Genomic DNA, 17,538 nt, shown 5'->3' on the forward strand with positions numbered 1-17,538 from the left:
TTGGCAAAGCTTGGCTTTATTGCACTGTATTCCTCACCGGGGCGGCCGTCATGGTTATAGAGCTTCTGGGCACACGACTGATTGCGCCTTTCTACGGCGCCAGTCTTTACGTCTGGACTTCACTCATTGCCGTTACGCTGATCGCACTGGCAATCGGTTATTATCTGGGAGGAATCTGGGCTGATCGAGCTCGATCCGGACTATCCCTCATCATCGCAGCTTCCGGATTATTAACACTCATTATTCCCTGGCTGACCGGCCCGGTTCTACTGGCCACGGATCCACTGGGTTTACGCTTGGGTAGCTTTGTCAGCACACTGATCTTATTCTCCCCTAGCTTAATTATGCTGGGCATGGTCGGACCATTTGCGGTTAAATTATCCACTTCCGCCTTGGCTAACGTAGGTGCCAGTACGGGATCGATTTATGCGGTAAGTACAGTCGGCAGTGTGATTGGTACGTTATTTCTCGGCTTTTACTTATTTCCCTTGGTCGGTTCCCGCGAAATTTTTATGGGTTTGGGAGTATCACTACTGATACTTGCAATGGCTGTAGCGTGGATAGAGCGAAAATATTTAAACAAATCCATTACGACTATGGTACCGACTGCCCTGTTGATGGCTATAGGATTAGGCTTATATCCCGCTATTGCCAGTTCCGGAGAAGCTGAATTCAGCAATACTTTCCAAACCCGATTTGAACGGGAAAGCTTATATGGTTGGGTGCGTGTCATTGACAAACCCAAAGAGAATATCCGCTTGCTTACTGCGGATGCTTCCACCATTGGTGCCGCCAGTATCAGCCATGGAGAAAATCTCCTGACCTATCAGAAGATTGTGGCACAGATCCCTCATCTTTCATCCAATATTGAGAAAGCCTTATTAATTGGTCAAGGTGCCGGGCATATGGTTGCGACTTTGAATAAGGCAGCAATTGTAACGGATACGTTGGAAATTGATCTGGCTGTGGCCGAAGCGGCCAGTAAATACTTCGACTTTATTCCCACAGGGGACAGAATCATCGGCGATGCACGTTATGAAATTCGCCAGCTCAAAGGTCCTTATGACTTAATCATTCTGGATGTTTTCACAGGTGGCACCGAACCCACGCACCTATTGACAGTTGAAGCATTAACCCAATTGCACAACTTGCTTTCAGAGCATGGGATACTTGCATTGAATTTTGTCTCGTTTCTGGATCAGGGTAAAAATCCGGCACTGGCTTCTGTTTCAAGAACATTAGCACAAGTCTTCTCGCATCAACAAATATTCATTTCCGACCCTGGAAGCGATTTCAATGATTTTATTTTTCTCGCCACAAATCATGCCATTAATTTGAACGATGATTTAATACCTTTTTCCGATCGTACCTGGCTAAAACAGCGATTGTTGGATATTGATACAACGCATGGAACCATTTTGACAGATAACCACAGTAACCTCGAACTGTTACAAATCCGCAAATCCGAACATTATCGACGGATGATCGTTGAGTCAATCGGCACCCGTCACTTTATCCGATAAGCAGGCACCATGTTCATCGTCATGATGACAATAAAACAGGAAGTTCCGCATTAAGAAACTATTAATTTACTGCTTAAATTAAGTAATGAAATTTTTGAAGCAATGATTATCCATTTTTTACTATATCTTAAATGACCACATTGAATTATTTAGGATTTCATTATTCCTGGATAACCCAATTAACTTTTCAACAATGGAAAATAATATATATGCTTAGCTTAAAGGAAATATCAGACGAACTCGGAGGTGTCAGTCGCAATCATGCACTAAAGTTACTGAATGACAGTGGAATTCGCCACAAGACACTACTTTCACGCAATGGAAAGAAAATTTACTACGACATAACCCGGGAACAGATACAAAACGGAGCACTTAAGGAAAAAGATCCCAAGCAAATTGCTATACAGCAAAGCGTTGCCTTAATGATGCTGGAAACGGCATTGAATCGTCACTGAGTCTTTCTTTTCAAAAATTTGAATCTTCTTTGAACAGGATATAACCTGCTCATGCCGTTGACATGTGTTGGTTGGCAGGGTTAGTAAACTAATCACCAGCACCGCCTTGCAGCATTTCTGCCGCATGCTGCCGCGTGGTTTCCGTGATATTGACGCCACCGAGCATACGAGCAATTTCTTCAATACGCTCCTGCGGACTTAGAAACGCCATTTTGCTGACAACCTGCATATTTTTCTCTTGTTGATTGAGACATTTCATCACGTGCAAGTGTTGATCACCAGTCGCAGCTACCTGCGGCAAATGAGTAATGCACAAAACTTGCCGGTCTTTTCCAAGCTTCTTTAATAAAAGACCGACAATCTCCGCGACTTGTCCCCCGATTCCGACATCAACCTCGTCAAAAATGAGTGTAGGTACAACGTTCACTTTACTGGTAATTACCTGAATTGCCAAACTGATGCGTGACAACTCGCCTCCTGAAGCCACCTTCGTCAAGGGCCTCAACGGCAGACCCAGATGCGCAGCCACCCGAAATTCAATCTGCTCCAGACCATTGGCATTGCCTGTTTCCAATGGCATTAATGACACTGAAAATTCACCTCCAGCCATCGCAATCGTCTGCATTGCCGCGGTCACCTGCAATGACAACTCTTTACCGGCTTTTTTTCGTACCTGACTTAGCATCTCGGCTTGACTACGATAGCTAGTAAACGCAGCAGTTTCGAGTACTTGCAAATGATTGATATCCGATTCTGAGTCCAAGGATTCCAACAATCCGATAGTCGTATCGAGCAAATGCGGTAATTCTTCCGGTGTTACGCGAAACTTTCTCGCCGTCGCATGAATCTCGGACATTCGTTGTTCGATCCCCTGCAGCAATTGGGGATCCAGGTCCAGATTCTGGCGATAATGCTTCAATTCGTAAATCCCCTCCTGCAGCTGGATTTGTGCGGAATCAAGCAAATCGGTAATGGATCTGAGCTGCTGATCAAACTCCAATAAATCCTGCAATTGATTTTTTGCAGCATTGATTTGCATCAGTGCAGCATATTCACTCTCAGATAAGGTATCCATGCTCGTATCCGCTGCAGCAAGCAAAGCAGCCACATGGGACAACCGGAGATGATCGGCTTGCAAGGCTTGCCATTCCTCTGGCGTAACATTTAACGTTTCCAATTCCTGCAATTGCCACTCGAGCTGCTCACGCTTGTCCTTTGATTCCGCTGCCCGATGCTGCATAGCTACCTTTCGCTGATGACAATCTTGCCAGTGCTGATAAGTCAGCTTAACCGCTCGTGTCAAATCATCCCTACCTGCAAAAGCATCGAGCAGCTCGCGTTGTACGTCTTTCTGCAATAGGGATTGATGCGCATGCTGACTGTGAATGGCTACCAGATACTCCCCCGCAGTACGTAATTGCTGGAGTGTAGCCGCATGGCCATTAATATAACTACGCGAACGACCGCTGGTTTCTATAATACGACGCATCAGACAGCTATTGGCATCACCCTGCAAGTCATTGTCATTCAACCAGTGCAATAGCTCTGGCAAGTGATTGATATCAAAAGTTACATTAATTTCAGCACGTTCACAACCCAATCTTATCTGGCTGGCATCGCCGCGCTCACCCAAGGTTAATGCCAGCGCGTCAATTAGAATCGATTTTCCTGCGCCCGTTTCTCCAGTCAGAACTGTAAAGCCGGACATAAAATCAAGCTCAATACGCTCAACAATGACAAAATCTTTTATACTCAGGTGCCTTAGCATGAAAGTGCATTCCGTGCGAAGTCCATCAGGGAAACTCACTCCAACCCAATTTCTCTCTGAGCATGCGGTAATAACTATGATTGACCGAGTGTAACAATCGCACTGTTTTGGGAAAGCGTCGTACGATAATGCTGTCCGTCAGATCCAGATCAAAGCAGGAATGACTATCACAATTTATGCGGACATTCGCACAACTTTGTATCTGAATTTCAACAATAGCTTCCGGTCCGATCACGATGGGGCGATTGCTGAGGGTATGCGGGCAAACTGGCACCAGCGCTATCAAATCCAGTCCGGGATGCAAAATCGGACCGCCGGAGGACAGCGCATAAGCAGTCGATCCGGTCGGTGTCGTCACAATCAATCCATCGGCACGCAGTGTATTGACATACTCGCTATTGACTCTTACTTCAAATTCAATCATGCCGCTGCTCATGCCGCGATAGAGAACCACATCGTTGAATGCTAAACTGCCAAAAACGCTGACACCATCACGAATAATTTCGGCATATAGCAGCATGCGTCTCTCGGTAATGTAATTCTCCGCAAGTATTTCATCAAGGGATGCAAACATTGTGTCTACCGATAAATCAGTAAGAAAACCAAGCCTTCCTTGATTAATACCGATTAAGGGCACATCATAGGAAACCAGCATTCGTGCGATATTTAACATGGTGCCATCACCCCCCATTACTACCGCCAGATCGGCCTGTGCGCCGATATCCTCCAGAGTCAGTACCGGATATTTATCACTACCAATCTGTGATGCCGTGAGATGATCCAGCAGAACGGTGTAATTCTTCGCCGTTAAATATTCCGCCAAATTCAACAGTGGTATCGCAATTTCAGGATTTTTATGTTTGCCGATCAGCGCGATGGTGGAAAATGAGGAATTCATGACTCAGGAAAATAGCCTACTTTAATTGTATTGCGAAAAAATTAAATTTAAATACTAAAGTTATTTCTAAAATTAAACAGGTTAATCTCCAAAACAATTTAAGCAAAGTTGAAAATAACCAAATTGAACATAGCTAATCGACAATACAAATCCTCTCAAAAGTACCTATACTACGATTGCAACGCCAAATTCATCAGGGAAATCCACCATCGAGGAAGTTTAGCATAGATGAGATTCGACAAATTACTCTTACAACCAAACTATGGATTCTGCTGATTCGTGTAGAATTACGCCATGCTAAATGAACGTGCACAGATATTATTGAAAACACTGGTAGAACGGTATATCCACGAAGGCCAACCAGTAGGCTCGCGTTCACTATCAAAATTTTCCGGACTTGATCTCAGTCCGGCGACTATTCGTAATGTGATGGCGGATCTGGAGGAAATGGGGCTCGTGGTCAGTCCGCATACTTCAGCGGGAAGGATTCCAACTCCGAAGGGATATCGTCTTTTTGTGGACACGCTGCTGGTAGTAAAAACATTGGATAAAATTGAATTGAATCATCTGGAAAATCAGCTTCATCCTGACAATCCTTCACGCCTGATCAGCGCGGCTTCACAGTTGTTATCAGAATTGACCCGTTTTGCCGGTGTCGTGATTACGCCAAAGCGGAAAGGCGCAATATTCCGTTATGTGGAATTTATGGCATTATCCGAGAAGCGCATTCTGCTGATTATCGTAACACCTGAGGGCGATGTGCAAAACCGCATTCTCTTTACGAATACTCCTTATAGCCAATCCGATCTGATCGAAGCCGGTAATTTCATTAACCAGAACTACGCAGGCTGTACATTGGATCAGATTCGCAGTCGCTTGGGCAGCGAATTAAAGCAATTGCGTAGTAAGATGATCAGCCTCATGAGTGCCGCGATTGAAATGGGTGGCGATGCAGTCAATGAAAGCAGCGAAGCCGTGGTGCTAACCGGAGAGCATAATCTCTTACAAGTTGATGATTTCTCTGATAACTTGAATAGCTTGAAAAATTTATTTGAGCTATTTGAACGCAAAACCAAGCTGTTGCAATTGCTCGAATTAAGCCGGCAGGCACACGGTGTAAAAATCTTTATTGGTGGCGAATCCGATAGCACATCGCTGGAAGAATTTAGCGTGGTGACCGCACCTTATGAGATGGAAGGAAAAATTGTAGGCACGGTCGGTGTGATCGGCCCTAGACGCATGGCGTATGAGCGCATTATCCCAATTGTCGACATTACTGCAAAACTGCTTTCCAACAGTCTGTCACAGCATTGAGCTTGTATCCACCGGATTTATTACTCGCCATCAATGAAGTACCCGCAATACCATTGCATTCTTTCATTCAACCGGTAATTCAGTACTACCCAAATACTGTTAATTAATTTTCTCAGATGAAGGTAATTTTTAGAATCCATGACCTCAAAATCTCACTATCAGCATGGTTCGCGCAATCGAACCGGCGTACTATTAATAAATTTAGGAACACCTGACGCACCAACGGCTCAGGCACTACGCCCGTATCTCAAGGAGTTTCTCAGCAATCCTCGTGTCATTGAAGTGCCCCGGCTAATTTGGTGGCCAATTCTGCATGGTTTTATTCTGCCTTTCAGACCTAAGGCATCAGCAGAAAAATACACAAAAATCTGGATGCCGGAAGGCTCACCGCTTAAAGTACATACTGAACGGCAAACAAAACTGTTACGGGAAATGTTACAGGCCCGGCTAAAAAATCCACCCATGGTCGAATACGCGATGAACATTGGCAAACCCTCTGTGACCACCGTTCTACAAAACATGCAGGCACAAGGTTGCGAGCGCATTCTGGTCATTCCGCTCTTTCCCCAATATGCTGCCAGCAGCACCGCAGCGGCAATGGATAATGTCTTCATGATATTAAGCCGGATGCGTAATCAACCTGCTATACGTACTGTCAAACAATACCACGATCATCCGGCTTACATCGCGGCACTCGCCCACAATGTGCGCGATTACTGGAGTGCACACGGACGCCCAGACAAATTAATTATCAGCTTTCACGGCACACCGCGCTCAAGCTTAGATAAAGGTGATCCTTATCATTGCGCATGTCAAAAAACCGGACGGCTACTTGCTGAAGCATTGACTTTGGACGCAAACCAATACACCGTTTGCTTTCAATCGCGATTCGGCAAAGCCAAATGGCTAACACCCTACACCGCTGTTACTCTGGAGGAATTGGGCAAGTCACGAACACAACGGGTCGATGTGATATGCCCCGGTTTTGTATCCGATTGTCTGGAAACACTGGAAGAAATCGCAATTGAAGCGAAAAGTATATTTGTTCAAGCTGGCGGTAAGGAATTTCATTATATTCCTTGTCTGAATGAGCGCAACGACTGGATTCAAGCATTGGCGGATATTACATGCAGCCATCTGCATGGGTGGCTGGATAATGAAGTTTCCGAAGAGGCCACGCAATTATCGAGAAAGCTGGCTTTGGAAATGGGTGCAAAAAGCTAATCCATAAATTTTCCCCTCGTGAACTCGAGGGGAAATAACCTTAACTCATCAATGACCGGATTGGCGCATATGTTTCATCGCTTCTTCGGCATGTTTAGCAGACTCCTGGCCATGGCCCATTTCAGCATGCTTAATTGCCTCTTCCAAATGCTTGATCGCTTCATCCATGTGTTTATGGGCTTCAGCATGCTCCTTGCCAGCTTCTTTTGCATGCGCCAAACTTTCTTTTGCATGCGAAAGTGATTCCTTGGCATGCCCCATTTCACCGTGAGCCTGAGCTTTTCCTGCATGCTCCATCGCCTCAGAGGTATGACCCGCATCCGATGCCCAAGCCTGGGTGCCGATAAAAAATGCGAATGTTCCGGCTACGATTGCTGTTGATATCAATTTCATAATGATCTCTCCTTTTTATAACAATATGTTAATAGCACTAAATTTCTGAAAAATCTCAGTGACTGAACTGAACTTTAAACTGCTATTCAACCATTATTAAAGCCGCCAGCACGCTTTGAGTATATACCTAATTCAAATGTTCCGGGATACTTGTCCATGATTATTACTATTATGCAATTTGGTCCAGAACTCATCGGCATGAGTTGCGTTTCACGCAAGTCTGGTAAAATGATGAATTTGCCATTGGCATCCTCCTTAGCTGTCTTGGTTGTCGTTGCTTCTTGTTATGCAAAAGTCATTACATTCAAGGTTGATGCATTTTCTGTTTCGATCGCACCTTTTCGCAGCGCTCGACGAAATAAATGAATACTGCTTGGGCTGACTTGAACTCTTTGTAGCCACCTTCTCCAGTAAGGAAGAACACTTGTTCGCGGCCTAGGAATTGCTCCGTAGAGCGGTAATTCTTCCACTGCTCCCGGTAGTGATACACGCTTCCAGAGCAGCACATGCAACTACGATAAGACTGATAATTGAAGCCAACATTTCTTTTGCAGGAAGAGCGCTATTCACAATTACAGAAACAATGATGCCGCCCAGAACAATTGCTGTGCGCATACGAAGAAGATGGCTTTCGCTGAGACGGCTTTTTTGTGGTACCACACTTAGTACTGCTTCGCGCGTTGCTCAACATAATCAGCGGGTTTCCAGCTCCAGATAATTCGGAGCTGGTGGAATTCTTGTCGGTATCTTGCATAAATGCTCCTGGAATGGTTAAATGCTCACGAATCCGCTGGCACTGCGCTTGTGCGGTACATCAAAAAATAGCCCTTGAAAGTCAGGGGTTGAGCTTGTTGTTATGCATTATTATTTACGAACATTGTACTTCTTGCTGAGGCAACAGGAGCGGAATCTTGAATTTGATTCTAGATTATATTTTGATCTCGCTCCGCCTAGCAGATTGAGTCCGGTTGAGCATCGCATCCTATTCAATCGAACTTTTAATAGCACGATACCAGGATTTAAGATACTTATCTATTAAGAACTCTGCCTGTTGTCCGATGTATTTTACATACCAGTAAATCCAGCCATCCCAGTCGTCTATGCACCCTGGTGAATGAAGCACCCAACTAAGTTTTTTCAAGAAACCAGTTTGACTTAGCGCTATTTCTTAACTGAGATGTGCATACTCCCAGCTTGATTCTTCATCTATGCCACCCCTCTAAACGTGGAACGACGTGATCGACTGTAGGAAGTAGCTGGCAATACGCTTATTACACTCGGAAGTTTTCCAATTTGCGTGGAAGGGAAATTCATCAGGCATAATGTACAAAAGCAATCGAAGTGCCGCTGGAAATACCAATCTGTATTCCGAGTATCGATCGATGAAACCATCCTGCAAAAATATCTTTGTTTTTGATACTCCGAATACGCCCTTCCGGCATTGCTGAATGGCATAAAGGGATATTCGGCGGAAATCACGCTTTGCGCGCAATCGACAGAACCGACTGCTATTTCGTCACACGCTTTTTTATCGCGGATGGATACCACTTTATATCCTTTTTTCTCAAGCATAACGTTGGCGTTGAGAAGCACGAAAACAACAAGCAAAGCTTACTGGCCGTGTATCCCACTCAAACAAACATGTTAGGCGATTTTCTTGTGGGCAATTTGTTTGAATGTATGTTCTCGCACCTCCGTAGCCTGTGAATAACCTCGTATCAGAAAAAATTTTGACACATCAAACAATGCGTTAGATCACTGAATGTTTTTCAGGTTGGGGGACATCACTCTTATTAACATTCTGGTTTTCTGTTTTGCGCTTAGCCCAAGCTAAATCATCGGCATCTGCGTCCAGACCGTTATCTTCATTATTACGGTCAGCGGTTAGTACTAGCTCGGTGAAGAGTGCATAATGGTCCGAACCAAAGCTTCTGAGTCTTTTCAAATTCTGAAGTGAGAAGTGCTTGCTGTGAAACAGATGATCTAGCGGCCAACGTAAAAACCAGTAGTTGGCATGAAAAGTATTAAACATACCGCGCCCTACTCTTGGATCAAGCAATCCACTTATTTTTCTGAATAATCGCGTGGTTGCAGACCAGGCCACGTCATTCAAATCCCCGGTCACGATAACCGGCACGTTGGTATCGGCGACACTTTTAGCAATGATCACAAGCTCTGCGTCACGCTCGGAAGATTCACTATTTTCCGTTGGGCTGGGAGGTGCCGGATGCAGGAAATGTATGCGAATTCTGTGTCCCGATGGCAGAAGTACAAGCGCATGCATTGACGGCTTGTCCGGCTCCACCAGATATTCGATTTGAGTGTTCATCATTGGAAATCTGGAATAAACATGCATGCCATAAAGATTATCCAGCGGGCACTTGATTGTATAGGGATAATCGGTTTCCAGGATATCCAACTGCGTTTGCCACCAGATATCGGATTCCAGAGTTACCAGAATATCCGGTTGACATTCGCGAATCAGTGTAATCAATCCTTGTGCATTCCGATTTGTCATCAAAACATTGGCGGTAATAATTTTAATTCGACCTTGACTATCGGAATTGTTTGCGGCATTTACTTCTAAGGGAAATATCCGCGTATAAGGGACAATCCACCATGCTTGATAGACAAGGCACGCCAATGCAACCACAACGAGTCCCCATGCTTGCCACGATGACAAATCGAGCAGCAACAATTCCAGGACGAGTGTGGACAGCAGCGCTAGAAAAAGCTGCAATCGTGGAAAGTCGAGCCCCCGTATCCACCATGCCTCATGGCGGCTGAGTGGCAAAATTGTCAGAATGGCTAATATTGCAGTTGTAATCAGGAACGTAGCTAACATCAGTTGAAAAATATATTCACTTCCTTGTGGTAGTCGCGTTTTGGTCTGATAGTCATTCGATTTTTCAAAATAAATAACTATCCAGCCATATTCAACTTTATTCAAAGTAGTGATTCTATCGTGTTATATCTATTTCTCGTCAAGTTAAGTTAAATTATCTCCGGCAAAGCCGGAGGCTTATATTTATTAACTCATCAGAGGAGCGAAAGCTGGCTCTGCCTAAAGACAGCATCGGATCCCAAATTTGAGCTGATCATAATGTTCGTCTTCTTTTTCTTGGCTACGGATGTATTCCCTTACCATCTCTTCATCCAATCCGACTATTGATACAAAATAACCTCGTGCTCAGAAATTTTCGCCCGTAAAGTTTCTTGCTTTCCCATAATTTGGCACCCTATCGATAGCGCGTTCTTCCCCTTGATGTAACCTATCGCATGCGATACCGTAGTAGTCAAGTAAAATAGAACGATCCAGTTAAGCGATTTTTTTCAATTTTTCCGTTTCCATTTCATATTGATTCGGGGGTAATTCTCCCCATTTTCAAGGCAATTATATACTTAAGAAATCCAAGTATATAAAGATTGATTACAAACAATTACTTGTCTGATTTTTTGGGTTTTTTCTTTGATTTTGATTTTTGAGACGGGGTTGATAGCATTCGAAGGAGTACGTCATCCATCTCATTTGGGAAATTATTTTGTTTTTAGTTGATTTTTCATATTTCAAACTGGAAGTTTTTCCAGGAATACTGTCTCAGCACAGCAAATAAATTAATTGATTGATTGATTGAACATTTTGGGATTGGGCGGCATCTGGAAGCATGATTCTTTTAATTGATTTTAAATCGTCTATTTCATTTGTACAAATAATTGACTTATTTCCCAGGGATTATTGCGAATGAGCAGCCAATGCAACAAGCCACGCGTCAGCTTTTTCCGAAGCAAAAGTGTTTAATGCTACTGTTAAATTAACCGCATTCTTTTTTGTTCTTTTATCGGGCGTAACCCAAACAGAGTTTGCCCAATACTGCAATTTCCCAATTTTGCTAGCAATTTCGATATTATGCTTAGTATCACACCACATATCATAGCGTTTAACGTAGGTATTTTGCTGTGGTTTTCCTGTCCAGAACATTGAAGGTCTGGTACGACCTGCCATTGGTGGGCTGATCAGCTATAAAGTCCATCGACCATGTATCATTGGATTGTTCTGGCACAGCCAGCAGTTCCGGCTTCTCCCGTTTTAACCGCTTGCGCGGCTTGATCCGTAAATTCAGTTCCAGCTCTCGATAAATACGATACACACGTTTGTGATTCCATTCAAAACCTTTCACATTGCGCAAATAAGGGAAGCATATGCCAAAGCCCCAACGTTTGTGACAGGTCGTCAGCCGTAGCAACCAATCGGCGATTTCCTCGTTCTCAGCGTTGAGTACCCGTCGATAGCGATAGCAGGTTTCAGAGATGCCAAACGTTGCACAAGCCAAAACGATACGAACAGACTTGTTCTGTACCACCCACTGCGCTATCACCTTGCGCGGTCAGGTGATTTACCACTTTTTTCCAAGCGCCTCCTTCAGCAATTCATTCTGCAGCTGGCTTTCCGCATACATTCGTTTCAGCTGTTTGTTTTCTTCAGTTATTGCCTTCATTTCCGATAGCATCGGCTGCATCCATTCCGCCACACTTGCTGCGCCATTTATAAAAAACCGCACTGCTCATCCCATGTCTCGACATAAATCAGCCACAGGAACACCACCCTCAGCTTGCTTCAATATCGGTATGATCCGACTTTCCGTAAATCGCTGCTTCTTCATCAGTAAAATTCCTCTTCGTTTAAAATAGAAAATCCTACTGTATTGCACCTTTAATATTGGGGAAGATTACCCTTTTACTCCGCTAAATCATGCAACACTTCTCCTAAATACTTACGGATTGCTCCAAATATCATCTTCTTTCGTTTTTTCGGAATAAATACTCACGTGATACTTACAATCCCACGTCGTATGCGTCAGTCTCTGGTAATCTCTCATCTGATTCTCCTAGCTTTTGGCAAAGCTTAAAAATCGGGGCGACCGCTTCATTCGCTCAAACCTCTGTCAGTCCCGGCGTAGCCGGGTGATTACCTGATATTATTTAATATGTTGCAAATGATAATCATTATTATATACTAGTATGCATTTGGTTGACACTGCTGTCTTTTGATAGCGCGCAAGTACAGGATTTTCATGGCACTTGCTGTATCTATCGCAATTTTCTTCTTCAACCATGAATAAATTGATTTAATTGAATCACTAAAAAGATTATTTAAGAGAGTTAAATATGAAAAAATCGGCATTTTTAGCAGCAAGCATACTTATTTTAGGCCTTACGACATTTACGTCAGCGAATGAACGACCAGATCATTTTAAGGGCAAGTCAGCGAACACGCTGAGAGAGGCAGTAATTAACTTTTCTGAACACAATGCCAAATTAGAAGAAATTCTGACCAAAGAAAGTTTGACTCCTGAGGAATTACATACTGTACATCAACTGACCTACACTTTAGAAACAGCACTGAAAAAAATTAACGAAGAATTCGTAGAGCTGGCAGAAACACTAGAAAAAATACATGTGGCTTCAGAAACTGCGGACGCTGAAGTAGTAAAGAATCAGGGTCTTCGCTACCTGGAAACCGCACGTCAAGTAATAAAATGAAATAATGATGTATTCTGATTTTCAAGGAGTCCAAAGTTTCATAAAATGAAGACATGAAATGGAAGATGAAGATGGAATTATCGCGTACCCAATATAGTCAGGAATTTCGGGAGCAATCAGTTAAGTTTTTTAAAGAAATCGGATTGACTCTGGTTGAAGCAGCAAAACGGCTGTCGTTACCCCAGGGGGCACTAAAAAACTGGGTTTATGCTGGCAAACGAGGAGAACTCACTACAAGTAGGCAAGCATCAGAAGCTGCTGATCGAACTTGAACAGGGCTATCCAGAGTCAAACGGGAGTTAGCGGAAGTCAAGATGGAGCGTGATTTTATAAAAAATGTGCGACGTATTTTGCGAAGCTTAATTGTTACATTTGGCGGTGAAAGAGGGTCTGATTGAATCGATGCGACAAAGATATCCGATTGCGCTCATGTGTCGGATACTTGATGTTTCCGAGAGCGGCTTTCATGCAAGAAAAGCACGCCCACCATGTGATCGTGAACGTGAGAATGCAAGATTGGAAATAGAAATACTGGCCGCACACCAACGTACACGAGAGACCTACAGTGCAAAGCGCTTGCATCATGATTTGGCGGATCATGGAGTACAAGCCACACCATACCGCGTTCGAACATTGCGCAGGAAATTGGGTTTGCGTTGTAAGCAAAAGCTAAAATTCAAGGTGACGACCGATTCTAAACATAATTTACCGGTTGCGCCCAATATTCTGACCGGGAATTTTCTGTTAATGCACCTGGTAAAGTGTGGGTCAGTGACATCACTTATATTCCTACAGATGAGGGCTGGTTGTACTTTGCTGGAATAAAAGATCTATTTAATGGCGAACTGGTGGGCTATGCCATGAATGAGAAAATGACAAAGAGCCTGGTTATGCAGGCATTATTTCGCGCAACCGCAAGTAAACATCCGGATAAGGGGCTCATTGCTCATTCAGATAGTAAGAATACGTATACCAGTGTTGAGTTCGGCAAGCGATGCAGGGAAATGGGTGTGCATCGCTCCATGGGAAGTGTGGGTGATGCTTACGACAACACGATGGCTGAAAGCTTTTTTGCCAGCCTGGAATGTGAATTGATCGATAGGCGCTCCTGGAAAAATAAAACTGAAGCAAGGCTGGCCATATTCACCTGGATCGAGTCATTGTACAACCCAACTCGCAGCCATTCCGGCCTGGGATACTTATCACAAACAATTTTGAGAGAAAACTGAATGAGAAAAATCAAATCGCGATAAACTGCAATCCGCTTTCACAGGTCGAGACTCTCTCGACTCCATGAAAAAATGTTCGTCAAATTGGGACAACTCCAGTTTCTAATGTAATTCCGGATGCTTATGGTCTGTAGTAACTCCAATTCTTTCTTTTTTATCTGCTGACTCTTTGCGCTCTAATAATTCGTAGATATAGCATAGTGCACCTAGTCCAGTTGCAACAATTATTAATAAAATAGGTGAAGGAATTGACACATCAAGATACCAACTCCACCATTCTAAGCCAGCAAAACTAATAAAAATTAATGGTGCAATGACTAATGGCAATATGTCATTATCCATACCTTTATTAATTTTTTCTCTTATGTTCTGACATAAGATATTAAATAAGCTTCTGATTCTAGAATATTTCTTTTTTACTCTCGAGTTAATATTTTTTAATTGATATTTATTCATTGAATAACGTACCCAGTATTGGTATAAAAATAATGAAGTTAATTAAATCAACTTAGGATATGAATTGAAGTTTTTAAATACTTAACGGAAGTGACTATCGAAAGTTGATAGTATATAAAAGGAATATGTCGAATATGTTAATTGCGAGTGGAACGTTTGTTAAAATGTCGTGTTCGTTGAAAGGATATTTACGGTAGCTGCTGGTTTTCAACCAGCATACGCCTCAAGGGGCTGAGAATTAAACCCGGTAGAGATTAATAAATTAGATAGCTCAAAATTTATTTCGTCATGGCACCAACACAAACCATTTTTCCATGACCTGCAGATTAGAATAACCGGGCTAACTATCCTCATAATAGGATAAACAAAGAATTAACTCATATCTTTATATTGTTTTTCTTATCAATAAATTGCCACTGCTCAAATTATTCGCCAAACGCATCCCTGATCCACTCGATCTCCTGCCCATTAATACCGGACAATAAAAATGCATCAAATCGGCAAGGTGATTCCATTTTTAATTCAGTTAGATAATATCGTGCGGTTCTTAATATTCTTATCTGCTTCTTAGAGGTAATGCTCGCTGCCGCTCCACCATATTTTTCATTTGTACGCATACGCACTTCAATGAAAACCAGTGTTTCTCCATCGCGCATTATCAGATCAATCTCTCCAAAACGACAACGATAGTTTTGTTCGACCAAAACCAAGTGCTGCCGCTGTAAATATGATAAGGCGATTTTTTCAGCCTCACTACCATTCATCTTCTGCAATATTTTTTGCATTCTTTATGAGTTGAACTTTACCATTTTCAAACTGCGCTGCAACAAGTTCACGCACAAATTGATTAGGTAATTGATAACGAATTTGCCCGGTAACACCATCAATAGAAATTGCGCTAATGGGTTGTGGCAACATCAAATTTGCCAGCAATCGGAAAGCATCAATACCCAGTGCATAAAGGCGTTCCATATCCACACTTCTAGCCGGGCTGATATGACGATAAGCCATGACAGCAGGATGATCCGGCTGCAATAGCCAAGGCATATCAAGAAACTGAATACCATTAAGATCATTATTGAATAAAAAATTATCTGCCCCTGAAAAAACCTGTGATGTAGCATACACAGGTACTTCCGGATCAAGGTAAGAACGCAGCACACGTGACTTAACTGCGTCCAGAGCAAGAAAAACCAAGTGACCGCTGCCGGCAGTCAAATTACGAAATTGTTGCAGCATAATTGGATTATCAGCATACAGAAATGATTCGACGGTTTTATCAATTTCATTTTGCCATCGCAGTGCAAAAGCGTTCTGGAGCCTTTTGGATAAGGGACTGTCATCACCGATGATAATGGCATGATTTCTACCGCTTGACAGTGCTAATTCGGCAAGTTGATTCGCTTCGGATTCCATTTGCAAGCCAAAAAAATATAACTTCGGTGGTAAGGTTGCATTACTGTCTGCCGTGTTCAGTGCTAAAGTAGGTACATTCGAGAAGTGACTGGAGGCTACAGCCGAAACACCATCGCGCGTAAGAGGGCCGACGATAAATATTGCGCCGGCGCTGAGTGCTTGATAATAAGTAATCAGAATATCGAGCGGATCGTCAGTAGTGGAATATAACCGAATAATCTCTGGAAGCGGTTCTCCACGTTGAGTAGCAGCCACAAAACCTTCTTTCACAACATTAGCAGCTTCACCAAATGAAGCAGACTCTAAAGGCAGTAATAGCGCAATATGAGGTACTAATGCGGATTCCGGTAAGCTTTCCAATCGACCTTGTTCATCAAGATCAGTCGCCATTGATGAAAAGTTAAAACTTAACAACAGGATTACCGCTAGGGTAATGGTAAGAAAACGTTGCATTATGAGGATTATGCTGAGCAAAAGTACATTATATGTGGTTGCCACGCCAATAGGAAATTTAAACGATATCAGCTTACGTGCCTTGGATATTCTGGCAAAAGTAGATGTGGTTGCCGCAGAACATACACAGGCTTCCAGACATTTATTTGCTGTGCACGCCATTTCCACCAAGCTTATTAGCCTCCATCAGCACAATGAGGCTATCGTTTCCAACAAGATTTTGGCACTATTAAATAGCGGGAAAAATGTTGCTTTAGTAACAGATGCGGGCACCCCCGGTATTTCCGATCCAGGCGCAATCCTAGTTCAACACGTACGTGCGCAGGGATATTCAATTATTCCCATTCCCGGTGCAAATGCAGCAGTTTGCGCCCTATCAGCCAGCGGCATTACAAATCCACATTTCTTATTTTATGGTTTCTTACCAGCTAAAACTGGATTACGTAAACGTGCATTAATCGAATTAAAACCGCAGCTGTGCACATTAATATTTTATGAGGCACCTCATCGGATTCTGGAATGCATAATCGACATGCTGGAGGTTTTTGGGCCTCAGCGGGAACTGATTGTTGCGCGGGAATTGACTAAATTATTTGAAACTATCCATAGGGGAACTTTACATGAAATTTATTCCTGGCTGCAAAAAGACACCGATCAGCAAAAAGGTGAATTCGTTTTATTGCTGTCCGGTGCGGGAACTACGGATAAATCCGAAATCAGTGAACAAGCAGAGCGCACATTAAAATGCCTCCTCACTGAACTTACGTTAAAACAAGCAGTTAAGCTCGCAACAGAGATCACTGGTGAAAACAAAAATTCGCTCTATCAACTGGCACTGAAGTTAAAAAATGCACGATATCCCGAATAG

The 17,538-nt window shown here is 43.1% G+C and carries 18 protein-coding genes and 4 pseudogenes; 9 read left to right on the forward strand and 13 right to left on the reverse strand.

The genetic code is table 11. The annotated features are described in order from the left end of the window. Window positions 1–50: 50 nt before the first annotated feature. Together ATY38_RS00115 and ATY38_RS00120 are read left to right on the forward strand one after the other, a co-directional pair. Window positions 51–1,523 (forward strand): fused MFS/spermidine synthase, encoded by a 1,473-nt coding sequence (locus ATY38_RS00115; protein WP_235590343.1) that lies wholly within the window; start codon window positions 51–53, stop codon window positions 1,521–1,523. Between the two features lie 209 nt (window positions 1,524–1,732). Further along, complete coding sequence (locus ATY38_RS00120) at window positions 1,733–1,978, forward strand: hypothetical protein (RefSeq protein ID WP_062557495.1); 246 nt, start codon at window positions 1,733–1,735, stop codon at window positions 1,976–1,978. An 88-nt stretch (window positions 1,979–2,066) separates the two neighbouring features. On the opposite strand, the gene recN is transcribed toward ATY38_RS00120, so the two are convergent. Beyond that, the gene (recN, locus tag ATY38_RS00125) at window positions 2,067–3,746 is read right to left on the reverse strand and encodes a DNA repair protein RecN (RefSeq protein WP_062557496.1); all 1,680 of its coding nucleotides are present in this window, start codon (window positions 3,744–3,746) and stop codon (window positions 2,067–2,069) included. Window positions 3,747–3,771: 25 nt separating this feature from the next. Beyond that, on the reverse strand, window positions 3,772–4,644 hold the full coding sequence (locus ATY38_RS00130) for an NAD kinase (RefSeq protein WP_062557497.1): 873 nt from the start codon (window positions 4,642–4,644) through the stop codon (window positions 3,772–3,774). A 294-nt stretch (window positions 4,645–4,938) separates the two neighbouring features. On the opposite strand from ATY38_RS00130, the gene hrcA reads away from it, so the two are divergent. Continuing rightward, a complete protein-coding gene (gene hrcA / locus ATY38_RS00135; RefSeq protein ID WP_062557498.1) occupies window positions 4,939–5,958 on the forward strand; it encodes a heat-inducible transcriptional repressor HrcA in 1,020 nt (339 codons plus the stop codon). 138 nt (window positions 5,959–6,096) lie between these two features. Then, window positions 6,097–7,182: a ferrochelatase gene (gene hemH / locus ATY38_RS00140; RefSeq protein WP_062557499.1), complete on the forward strand. Its 1,086-nt coding sequence runs from the start codon at window positions 6,097–6,099 to the stop codon at window positions 7,180–7,182. Window positions 7,183–7,230: 48 nt separating this feature from the next. On the opposite strand, the gene smbP is transcribed toward hemH, so the two are convergent. Beyond that, window positions 7,231–7,575: a small metal-binding protein SmbP gene (smbP, locus tag ATY38_RS00145; protein ID WP_062557500.1), complete on the reverse strand. Its 345-nt coding sequence runs from the start codon at window positions 7,573–7,575 to the stop codon at window positions 7,231–7,233. 156 nt (window positions 7,576–7,731) lie between these two features. Here smbP and ATY38_RS16165 point away from each other — a divergent pair, with 156 nt between their 5' ends. Then, entirely contained in the window at window positions 7,732–7,941 is a 210-nt protein-coding gene (locus ATY38_RS16165; protein ID WP_062557501.1) for a hypothetical protein, read from the forward strand. Here ATY38_RS16165 and ATY38_RS16985 read toward each other — a convergent pair. Together ATY38_RS16985 and ATY38_RS16170 are read right to left on the reverse strand one after the other, a co-directional pair. Next, the gene (locus ATY38_RS16985) at window positions 7,880–8,083 is read right to left on the reverse strand and encodes a DUF4231 domain-containing protein (protein WP_082632961.1); all 204 of its coding nucleotides are present in this window, start codon (window positions 8,081–8,083) and stop codon (window positions 7,880–7,882) included. The two genes, ATY38_RS16165 and ATY38_RS16985, sit on opposite strands and share 62 nt — an antisense overlap. After that, window positions 8,011–8,235 (reverse strand): hypothetical protein, encoded by a 225-nt coding sequence (locus ATY38_RS16170; RefSeq protein WP_062557502.1) that lies wholly within the window; start codon window positions 8,233–8,235, stop codon window positions 8,011–8,013. The genes ATY38_RS16985 and ATY38_RS16170 overlap by 73 nt, the downstream gene beginning before the upstream one ends. A 747-nt stretch (window positions 8,236–8,982) precedes the next feature. Here ATY38_RS16170 and ATY38_RS00160 point away from each other — a divergent pair. Next, the gene (locus ATY38_RS00160) at window positions 8,983–9,282 is read left to right on the forward strand and encodes a hypothetical protein (protein WP_062557503.1); all 300 of its coding nucleotides are present in this window, start codon (window positions 8,983–8,985) and stop codon (window positions 9,280–9,282) included. A gap of 43 nt (window positions 9,283–9,325) precedes the next feature. Here the strand turns inward: ATY38_RS00160 and ATY38_RS00165 are convergent, their stop codons facing one another. From ATY38_RS00165 to ATY38_RS16315, 5 genes and pseudogenes are all read right to left on the reverse strand, one after another. Then, window positions 9,326–10,525 (reverse strand): endonuclease/exonuclease/phosphatase family protein, encoded by a 1,200-nt coding sequence (locus ATY38_RS00165; protein ID WP_235590345.1) that lies wholly within the window; start codon window positions 10,523–10,525, stop codon window positions 9,326–9,328. Window positions 10,526–10,639: 114 nt separating this feature from the next. Next, window positions 10,640–10,863, reverse strand: a pseudogene (locus tag ATY38_RS16305) (transposase); the annotation flags it as partial. 445 nt (window positions 10,864–11,308) lie between these two features. Continuing rightward, the gene (locus tag ATY38_RS00170) at window positions 11,309–11,578 is read right to left on the reverse strand and encodes a hypothetical protein (protein ID WP_143023435.1); all 270 of its coding nucleotides are present in this window, start codon (window positions 11,576–11,578) and stop codon (window positions 11,309–11,311) included. Then, window positions 11,544–12,236 (reverse strand): annotated as a pseudogene (locus tag ATY38_RS16310) (transposase); the annotation flags it as partial. The pseudogene ATY38_RS16310 and the gene ATY38_RS00170, both read right to left, overlap by 35 nt. Before the next feature lie 80 nt (window positions 12,237–12,316). Then, a pseudogene (locus ATY38_RS16315) lies at window positions 12,317–12,452 on the reverse strand (transposase); the annotation flags it as partial. A gap of 289 nt (window positions 12,453–12,741) precedes the next feature. Between ATY38_RS16315 and ATY38_RS00185 the strand changes: the two are divergent. Continuing rightward, entirely contained in the window at window positions 12,742–13,116 is a 375-nt protein-coding gene (locus tag ATY38_RS00185) for a DUF6746 family protein (protein ID WP_062557505.1), read from the forward strand. 71 nt (window positions 13,117–13,187) lie between these two features. Continuing rightward, a pseudogene (locus ATY38_RS15315) lies at window positions 13,188–14,345 on the forward strand (IS3 family transposase). Between the two features lie 102 nt (window positions 14,346–14,447). On the opposite strand, the gene ATY38_RS00205 reads toward ATY38_RS15315, so the two are convergent. From ATY38_RS00205 to ATY38_RS00215, 3 genes are all read right to left on the reverse strand, one after another. Beyond that, window positions 14,448–14,801, reverse strand: a complete 354-nt coding sequence (locus ATY38_RS00205; RefSeq protein ID WP_062557509.1) for a hypothetical protein — start codon at window positions 14,799–14,801, stop codon at window positions 14,448–14,450. Between the two features lie 425 nt (window positions 14,802–15,226). Beyond that, window positions 15,227–15,565: a YraN family protein gene (locus tag ATY38_RS00210; RefSeq protein ID WP_062557510.1), complete on the reverse strand. Its 339-nt coding sequence runs from the start codon at window positions 15,563–15,565 to the stop codon at window positions 15,227–15,229. Beyond that, on the reverse strand, window positions 15,555–16,670 hold the full coding sequence (locus tag ATY38_RS00215) for a penicillin-binding protein activator (protein WP_062557511.1): 1,116 nt from the start codon (window positions 16,668–16,670) through the stop codon (window positions 15,555–15,557). Before ATY38_RS00215 ends, ATY38_RS00210 begins: the two co-directional genes overlap by 11 nt. A gap of 10 nt (window positions 16,671–16,680) precedes the next feature. Here ATY38_RS00215 and rsmI point away from each other — a divergent pair, with 10 nt between their 5' ends. Then, window positions 16,681–17,538, forward strand: a complete 858-nt coding sequence (gene rsmI, locus ATY38_RS00220; protein WP_062557512.1) for a 16S rRNA (cytidine(1402)-2'-O)-methyltransferase — start codon at window positions 16,681–16,683, stop codon at window positions 17,536–17,538.

Source organism: Nitrosomonas ureae (assembly GCF_001455205.1).
GTDB classification, from domain to species: Bacteria; Pseudomonadota; Gammaproteobacteria; order Burkholderiales; family Nitrosomonadaceae; genus Nitrosomonas; species Nitrosomonas ureae.